Source organism: Frankia sp. AgKG'84/4, assembly GCF_023242965.2.
Taxonomy (GTDB): Bacteria; Actinomycetota; Actinomycetes; order Frankiales; family Frankiaceae; genus Frankia.
Genome location: NZ_JALKFU020000226.1, coordinates 1 through 7870, shown reverse-complemented (window position 1 = coordinate 7870; position 7870 = coordinate 1). Strand labels below are relative to the sequence as shown.

The window sequence follows — 7870 nt, the reverse complement described above, 5'->3', positions numbered from 1 at the left end:
GGGACGACCTCGGTCGGGTAGCGGTCGGCGAGGCGGTCGGCGACACCCCCCACCGGCTCCTCGCCGGCTACTCGGGTACCAGGGCGCCCGGACCGGGCGCGTCGTTCGCGGTGCTGCCGACGCATCCGCCCGGACCGGTGCTGTTGACCTGGTTGCTCGGCCGTGCGGGGCTGTCCGGGGCGCTGCCCGTGGGCCTGGTGTTCACCGTTCTCGGCGCGCTGTGCGTGCCGGTGGTGTGCGTGGCCGTGCGCTCGCTGTGCCACGAGACAGCCGCGCGACGCCTGATACCGATCCTGGTGCTCGCGCCGTGGGGTGGGTGGATGGCGGGCTCCCCGGACGCTGTCACGGCACTGCTGACCGCCCTGGCCGTGGCGGTCGGGGTGGTCGGCTGCGAGCCGGGGCGCCGGTCGGTGTGGTGGGCGTTGGGCAGCGGGCTGCTCCTCGGCCTCGCCGCGTTGTTCGGTTATGCCCCGGTCTGGTTGGGCGTGGCCGTCGCCGCCGCCTACTTCGTGCGTCGCCGCCCGCTACTCAACGTGCTCACCGGACTCGGCGCCCTGGTGCCGCTGTGGCTGTTCGCGGCCTGGGGTTTCTCCTGGCCGGCCGGGTTGGCGCTGGCCCGGATGCCCGACCAGAGCGTCGGTGACACGCTGGCCTGGGTGTTCCTCGACCTGACGATTGTGGTGCTGGCCACCGGCCCGGTGGGTGTCCGCGCGGCGCGGCGGCTGCGGCTCACCCCCGGCTGGCCGTTCCTGCTCGGCGCGGCCGCCACCGCGCTGTTCGCGGTGGCCGCCGGCCTCGCGGACGGTGCCGCGGAGCGGACCTGGCTGCCGTTGTTCCCGTGGCTGCTCGTCGCCGCGGTGGCGCCCCGGCCGCGTCCGACCCGGCCCGGCGATCAGGTGCAGGCCGGCGACCTGCCCGTCACCCTGATGTCACTGGGCGCGCTCGCCGCCATCGCGCTACGGCTGTGCCTCGGCGGGCCCGCCTGAGCCGCTCTGAGGAGGTGGCGGCGGGATCCCCCGGTGGCGTCCGGTCCACGGCCGGGGCCGGTCAGGCCGGGACGGCGCTCGCCTCGACGCCGCCCGCCGTCGCCGGGTCGCGGCGGATGTCGGGCTCGAGGAAGATCCGCATCGGGGTGTGCACGGCGGAGCGCAGGGCCGCCTCGGCGCCGTCGATGGTCGCGGCGACCGCCGGCATCGCCGCGGCCGGCGGCATACCGATCTTGGCCGCGACGAGCAGCTCGTCCGGTCCCAGGTGCAGGGTTCGCAGGTGGATCACCCCGGTCACCCCGGGCGCCGCGGCGAGGGTGGCCCGGATCGTCGCCACCGTCGCGGGCGTCGCCGCCTCGCCGACGAGCATGCCGTAGGCCTCGATGGCGACCAGGATGGCGACGACGAGCAGCAGCACGCCGATGGCCAGGGTGCCGGCGCCGTCCCAGATCGGGTCGTCGAGCAGCAGCGTCAGGCTCACGCCGGCGAGCGCGAACAGCAGGCCGATCTCGGCGGCGAGGTCCTCCAGCAGCACGATCGGCAGCTCCGGCGCACGCGCCTCCCGGATGAACGCCAGCCACGAGCGGCCCCCGCGGGTCCGGTTGGACTCGCGGATCGCGGTGGCGAACGAGTAGCTCTCCATCGCGACGGCGGCCAGCAGGACGATCACCGCGATCAGGCCGGACTCGAGCTCGTGCGGGTGGCGCAGCTTCTCCACGCCCTCGTAGACCGAGAACAGCCCGCCGACGCTGAACAGCACGATGCCGACCAGGAACCCGGCGATGTAACGGGCCCGGCCGTAGCCGAACGGGTGCTCCTCGTCGGCGGGTTTCGCCGACTGGCGCTGGCCGAGCAGCAGCAGGCCCTGATTACCCGAGTCGGCGACCGAGTGAATCGACTCGGCCAGCATCGACGAGGACTGGGTCAACAGGAACGCCACGAACTTCGTCACCGCGATGCCCAGGTTGGCGGCCAGTGCCGCCAGAACCGCCTTGGTGCCGCCCTCGGTACTCACAAACCGCTCTCCACGTCCGTAGCCGGCGCCGAATGTCCGGATGATGCGCTCGGCCAGATCATGCCAGGGCGATGAGTTCGGTCAGCTCCGGCGACCAGTTGTCCTCGACGCCGTCGGGGAGCATGAGCACCTTCTGCGGCTCCAGCGCCTCCACGGCACCCGGGTCATGCGTCACCAGCACCACGGAACCCCTGAAGGTCGCGAGCGCCGCGAGCACCTCGTCGCGCGACGCCGGGTCCAGGTTGTTCGTCGGCTCGTCGAGCAGCAGGACGTTGGCCGAGCTGCACACCAGCCCCGCCAGCGCGAGGCGGGTCTTCTCGCCGCCGGAGAGCGTCCCCGCCTTCTGCTCGACGGTGTCGCCGCTGAACAGGAAGGCACCGAGGATGCGCCGCAGTTCGACGTCGGAGGTGTTCGGCGCGGCGGCCCGCATGTTGTCCAGCACCGAGCGGTCGGTGTCCAGTGTCTCGTGTTCCTGCGCGTAGTAGCCCAGGCGCAGGCCGTGGCCCGGTTCGACCTGGCCGGTGTCGGCCTGCTCCACGCCGGCGAGGATGCGCAGCAGCGTCGTCTTGCCGGCGCCGTTGAGCCCGAGCACGACCACCTTGGAACCCCGGTCGATCGCCAGGTCGACGTCGATGAAGATCTCCAGCGAGCCGTAGGACTTGGACAGCCCGGTGGCCGTCAGCGGGGTGCGCCCGCACGGCGCCGGGTCGGGGAAGCGCAGCTTCGCGACCCGGTCGGCGACGCGGACCTCGGCCAGGCCGGCGGCAAGGCGGTCGGCGCGGCGGTCCATCTGGTGCGCGGCGCGGGCCTTCGTCGCCTTCGCGCGCATCTTGTCGGCCTGCGCCTTCAGCGCGTCGATCTTCTTCTCCGCATTGGCCCGCTCGCGCTTGCGGCGGCGCTCGTCCAGCTCCCGCTGGGAGAGGTACGTCTTCCAGTTGACGTTGTAGACGTCCAGCGCCGTGCGGTTGGCGTCGAGGTGGAAGACCTTGTTGACGCAGCGGTCGAGCAGGTCGACGTCGTGGCTCACGACGATCAGACCGCCGGAGTGGGCCCGCAGGAAGTCCCGCAGCCAGGCGATGGAGTCGGCGTCGAGGTGGTTCGTCGGCTCGTCGAGCAGGAGCGTCGCGTCGGAGTTGCCGGAGCCGGCGAACAGGATCCGGGCGAGCTCCACCCGGCGGCGCTGACCGCCGGACAGGGTGCCCAGTGGCTGGCCGAGCACCCGGTCGGCCAGCCCCAGCGACGAGCAGATCCGCGCCGCCTCGGCCTCGGCCGCGTACCCGCCGAGCGTGCCGAAACGGTCCTCCAGGTTGCCGTAGCGGCGGATCGCCGTGTCGCGGGCCTTGCCGTCGACGAGCTCGGCCATCTCCAGCTGGAGCTTTTCCATCTCGCGCAGCAGCGCGTCCAGGCCACGCGCGGACAGCACCCGGTCCCGGGCGGAGTCGTCCGGGTCGCCGGCCCGCGGATCCTGCGGCAGGTAGCCCAGCTCGCCGCGGACGTCGACGTTGCCCGCGAACGGCAGGCCCTCCTTGGCGAGCACCTTCAGCAGCGTCGTCTTGCCGGCGCCGTTGCGCCCGACGAGACCAATGCGGTCACCGGCCTGCACCCGGAAGGAGACGGGCTCGATCAGGGTGCGGGCTCCGGCACGCAGTTCGAGCTCGGACACGATGATCATCGAGGTGGGGCCTCTTTCGGGCTTACGGGAGACGCCGCTACGGCGTCGGACGGCAACGGTCGGCTACGGTCGGTGGTGGACTCCCCGACCGGGCGGAACCACCCGCGTATCACGACGCGGCGACACTCATGCCATCCAGCCTACGGGGCCGACGCCGTGGCCATCGTCAGTCGCGCCCTCGTCCAGGTCACGGTCCACCGGCGCCGGGCGGACCCGGCGCGGTCGACCTTCACCGCGCCGGGCCAAGTCGGTCGTCGAGATGGCCGGCGAGGACGCGGCGGGCATCGTCCGCCGACCGCCGACCGGCCAGGACCGCGTTGCCCAGCCCGACGACCAGCGCGAGGAGCGCGCACGCCTCGTCGGCGAGATCCCGACCGGGGGCGAGTCGCCCCTCGGCCTGGCAGGAGCGCAGCTGCTCGACCAGCCAGGCCTCGAGAGCGTCGGGGTCGCTGCCGTAGGGCTGGGCCGCCAGAGCTGGATCGGTGAGCGCGAGGGCGAAGTACTGGTTGTAAAGGACGTGCAGCGAGCGGCTCTCGGCGTCCAAGGGCATGCTCCCGAGCAGCACGGTCTCGATCCGGGACCGACCGGCCACGGGCGACGCGGCGACGCCGGGGCGGGACAGCATCCGCTCGGTGAACTGTTCTCCGACGCGGCGCAGACCGAACAGCAGCAGCTGTTCCTTGGTCTCGAAGTAGTACTGGACCAGCCGCACCGACACCCCCGCCTCGGCCGCCACCTCGCGGTACCCGGCGGCGTGCAGCCCCTGGGTCGCCGCGACGCGCAGCAGCGCATCGGCGATCTGACGACGGCGCAGCTCGTGGTCGACCCGCTTGGGCATCGCATCCTTTCGTGATACACACGTACCATGAAAACGGTAGACGAGGAAGCGGCCGGCCGCTTCCGCAGCGAGCGCCAGCGAGCCCGGTTCCTCCTGGCCTACGAGGCGGCCTTCGCCGCGTTGTGGCCCCGGCCGTGGACCGAGACCGACGTGGACGGCAGGTTCGGCACGACCCACGTGCACCGGTGCGGAGCCGCCGCCGGCGTGCCGATCGTGCTGCTGCACGGTGCCAGCTCCAATGCCGTGCAGTGGTATCCCTTCCTGACCGTGCTCGGCGCCCACCATCCGATCATCGCCCTGGACACCCTCGGCGATCCGGGCCGCAGTGTCGGCCGCCGACCCATCCACGACCCCGCGGACAGCGCCGCCTGGCTCGACGAGACGCTGGGGGCCCTGGGGGTCTCCCGGGCGCATCTGATCGGGCACTCCTACGGCGGATGGCTGGTACTCAACCAGGCCCGACACGCGCCGGACCGGCTCGCGAGCGTGGTCGCGCTCGACCCCGGCGGGCTGGAGAAGGTCGGCGCCCGGTTCATCTGGCTGATGTACCTCAACGGGATGGCCGGGCTCGCCCCCGCGCCGCTGCGCCGACGGCTCGCCCGCCGGTTGGACAACCCCGTCCTGCTCGTCCCCGAGCTCCGCAAGGTCCTGCTGAGCGGAGCGCGGACGTTCCGCACCCGGCGGCCGGCCCCCATCCCGCTCTCGGACGAGGACCTGCGCGCCATCCGGACCCCGACCCTCGTGCTGGTCGGGCAGCGCAGCCCCCTGCTGCACCCGGCCCGCGCGCGGGCCCGGGTCGGGCTCATCCCCCACGGCCGAGCCGAGATCCTCTCCGGCGTCGGCCACGGGCCCGGCTTCCAGCATGGCGACGACGTCAACAACCGGCTGCTCGCCTTCCTCGGCTCGGTCCAGGACGACGTCCCCGCGGCGTAGGACTGGTCACGACCTTCGCACTGTGCCCCAGCCCGTGCGGTTCGCGCGGCGGCCTGGGGCGCGAAACCGTGGCGCCTCCCATGGTTCACGCCCGGTTCATCCCTGTCGGAGAGTCAGGGAGCTGCTCAGCCGTGCGACGCGCGCGAGGCCGGTGGCGCGGCGGCCGGCTCAGCCGGGGGCCGGCAGGACGACGCTGGTCCAGATCTCGCGGAGGGCGTCGACCGCCGCGTCGGTCGCCGTGGCGGTGGCCGACGGGCCGAGTTCCAGCAGGACGTGGACGTTCATCGTGGCCAGGGCGTGGGCGACCCGGCGGGCCCGGTCGCGGTCGAGTCCGCGCCGTTCGATCAGGAGCTTCGTGCCGACGGCGGCCAGCGGCGCCAGCAGGGCGGCGCGCGCCTGGGCGAGTTCGGGGTCCTGCGCCGCGGTCCACCAGACGGCGCGCAGCAGCGTCGCGTGCTCGGTGTACATCCGCGCGGCCACGCGCAGCGCCTCGGCGCCGGCGAGGACGGGATCGGCCGCGCCGGACCAGTGGCCGATCATGACATCCAGCTCGGCGCGCAGCGGGCGGACAAGCTCACGAATCAGTTCGCCGCGGTCGGCGAAGTGCACGTAGAAGGTCTTGCGCGTCATCGCGGTGCGGCTCATCACCGCGGCGACGGTGAAATCGGCCGCGTCCCCGCCCTCGAGCGCCTCGCGCGCCGCCTGGAGGATCTCCCGGCGGGCGGCGTCCGGCGTCCGGCGCACCCGGCGGACAGGGGGGTTGACGCTCGATACTGCCACGGTGGCATTATAGCTCGGAAACGCTAATGCCGACATGGCAGTAGTGGGTCACCTGGCCCCGGAGGAGAAGAGCCCGGATGAGTGAGTACGCGCAGAACGGTGACCAGGCGCAGGACGGTGGCCAGGCGCAGGACGGTGGCCAGGCGCAGGACGGTGACCAGGCGCAGGACGGTGACCAGGCGCAGGACGGTGACCAGGTGGAGAACGCTGGTCAGGTGGAGAACGCTGGTCAGGCGCACGGCCGGGTCGAGGCCGCCGCGGCCGGCGGAAGCCGACTCGGAACGCTGCGACCTCCCGCCGCCTGGTTCTGTCTGCTGGTGATCGTCGTCTTCGGCGTCCGCGCGCTGACGACACTTGCCGGCGCGGCGAGCTGGACGGCGCCGGGGACGGGCTGGCGTTCGCTCTGGCAGCTCGCGATGGTCGCCCTCGCCGCCGGCGGGCTGGCGGTGCCGCGCCGCCGCGGTGCGTTCGTCGTCGCCATCGGCGGGGCCTACGCCGTGGCGACCCTGCTCGAGGCCGCGGTGAACGACACGACCCTGATCGGTGCCATCCCCGTCGACATGCGGGACCGGCTGATCCATCCGCTCGTCGCGGTCCTGGCCGCCGCCAGCCTCGCCGTCATGTCCCTGCGGAGGCGGTCGACGCGCACCCGCTAGGCCTACTCGCGGCGCTCAGGCAAGGCGGGTGACGGCGACGGTGACGCCCAGCGAGGTGGACTGGCCACCGGAGAAGACGCCGCGCACCGGTGGCACGTCGTTGTAGTCCCGACCGCGGGCGACGACGACGTGCTGTTCGCCGACGGGGACGGCGTTGGTCGGATCGAACCCCCACCACTCGCCGAGCCAGCCCTCGACCCAGGCGTGCGACTGCCCCTCGACCGTCTCCCCTACCTCCGCCTGTGCGGACGGGTGCAGGTAGCCGGACACGTAACGGCCCGGCATCCCGGCGGCGCGCATGAGCACCAGGGCGAGGTGGGCGAAGTCCTGGCAGACGCCCTCGCCCTTGTGCCACGCCTCCACCGCGGAGGTGTGCACGCCGGTGGTGCCGGGACGGTAGGTCAGCCGTTCGCGGACCCAGTCGCTGACGGCGGGTAGCAGATCGCGCGGGGCGAGCCGGGCGGCGAGGTCGCGGGCGGCCTCGACCAGCTCGGGATCCTCGCCAGTGGACGCGGACGGGCGCAGGAACTCGATGAACTCGTCGGTGACCGGCTCGTCGCCCAGCTCCGCCCAGGTCGGGACGTCGCGGGGACGTTCCGGCGCGGTCGCGGTCTGCACGGTCGAGCGGCCGGTGACGACGAGCTCGGTGTGCGGGGTGTGCAGGTCGAACGCGGTGACCTGGGTACCCCAGTAGTCCCAGTAGCGGTAGGTGGTGGCAGCGGGTTCGGTGCCGACCGTCGCCTCCAGGGTGAGCTGGGTGCCGGCGGTCTGCGGGACGATGCGCACCTCGTTGTACGAGGACAGCACGGGACTGGCGTAGCGGTAGCCCGTCGAGTGCTCGATGCGGATCCGCCAGGTCACCAGGTTCTCCCTTGGCTGGACGGGGTCGGGCGCGTCGGGCCGACGGACCGGCTGGGGCTCGCGGGCCGTCCGCGCCGGTAGGCGGGGGTGTCCCGACTCCAGCGGGCCACCCCGGCGCCGGCGAAGCGC

General features: G+C 73.1%; 8 protein-coding genes. 3 read left to right on the top strand and 5 right to left on the bottom strand.

Features of this window, described 5'->3' with window-relative positions:
• The coding region (locus MXD58_RS15025; protein ID WP_374616142.1) for a glycosyltransferase family 39 protein at positions 1-986 on the top strand (986 nt) is incomplete at its 5' end.
• Between the two features lie 61 nt (positions 987-1047).
• Here MXD58_RS15025 and MXD58_RS15020 read toward each other — a convergent pair.
• The 3 genes from MXD58_RS15020 to MXD58_RS15010 form a co-directional block, all read right to left on the bottom strand.
• On the bottom strand, positions 1048-2001 hold the full coding sequence (locus tag MXD58_RS15020) for a cation diffusion facilitator family transporter (protein ID WP_248840731.1): 954 nt from the start codon (positions 1999-2001) through the stop codon (positions 1048-1050).
• A gap of 58 nt (positions 2002-2059) precedes the next feature.
• Positions 2060-3673, bottom strand: coding sequence for an ABC-F family ATP-binding cassette domain-containing protein (locus tag MXD58_RS15015; protein WP_248840732.1), 1614 nt, complete (start codon positions 3671-3673; stop codon positions 2060-2062).
• Between the two features lie 229 nt (positions 3674-3902).
• On the bottom strand, positions 3903-4511 hold the full coding sequence (locus MXD58_RS15010; protein WP_248840733.1) for a TetR/AcrR family transcriptional regulator: 609 nt from the start codon (positions 4509-4511) through the stop codon (positions 3903-3905).
• Positions 4512-4538: 27 nt separating this feature from the next.
• Here MXD58_RS15010 and MXD58_RS15005 point away from each other — a divergent pair, with 27 nt between their 5' ends.
• Positions 4539-5444 (top strand): alpha/beta fold hydrolase, encoded by a 906-nt coding sequence (locus MXD58_RS15005; protein WP_248840734.1) that lies wholly within the window; start codon positions 4539-4541, stop codon positions 5442-5444.
• 168 nt (positions 5445-5612) lie between these two features.
• On the opposite strand, the gene MXD58_RS15000 is transcribed toward MXD58_RS15005, so the two are convergent.
• Positions 5613-6224, bottom strand: coding sequence for a TetR/AcrR family transcriptional regulator (locus MXD58_RS15000; protein WP_248840735.1), 612 nt, complete (start codon positions 6222-6224; stop codon positions 5613-5615).
• Between the two features lie 77 nt (positions 6225-6301).
• On the opposite strand from MXD58_RS15000, the gene MXD58_RS14995 reads away from it, so the two are divergent.
• Positions 6302-6880 carry a hypothetical protein gene (locus MXD58_RS14995; RefSeq protein WP_248840736.1) on the top strand — a complete coding sequence of 193 codons (579 nt, stop codon included), beginning with the start codon at positions 6302-6304 and terminating at the stop codon, positions 6878-6880.
• A gap of 15 nt (positions 6881-6895) precedes the next feature.
• Here the strand turns inward: MXD58_RS14995 and MXD58_RS14990 are convergent.
• Positions 6896-7870, bottom strand: a 975-nt coding sequence (locus MXD58_RS14990; RefSeq protein ID WP_250609426.1) for a transglutaminase-like domain-containing protein, incomplete at its 5' end; no start/stop codon positions are given.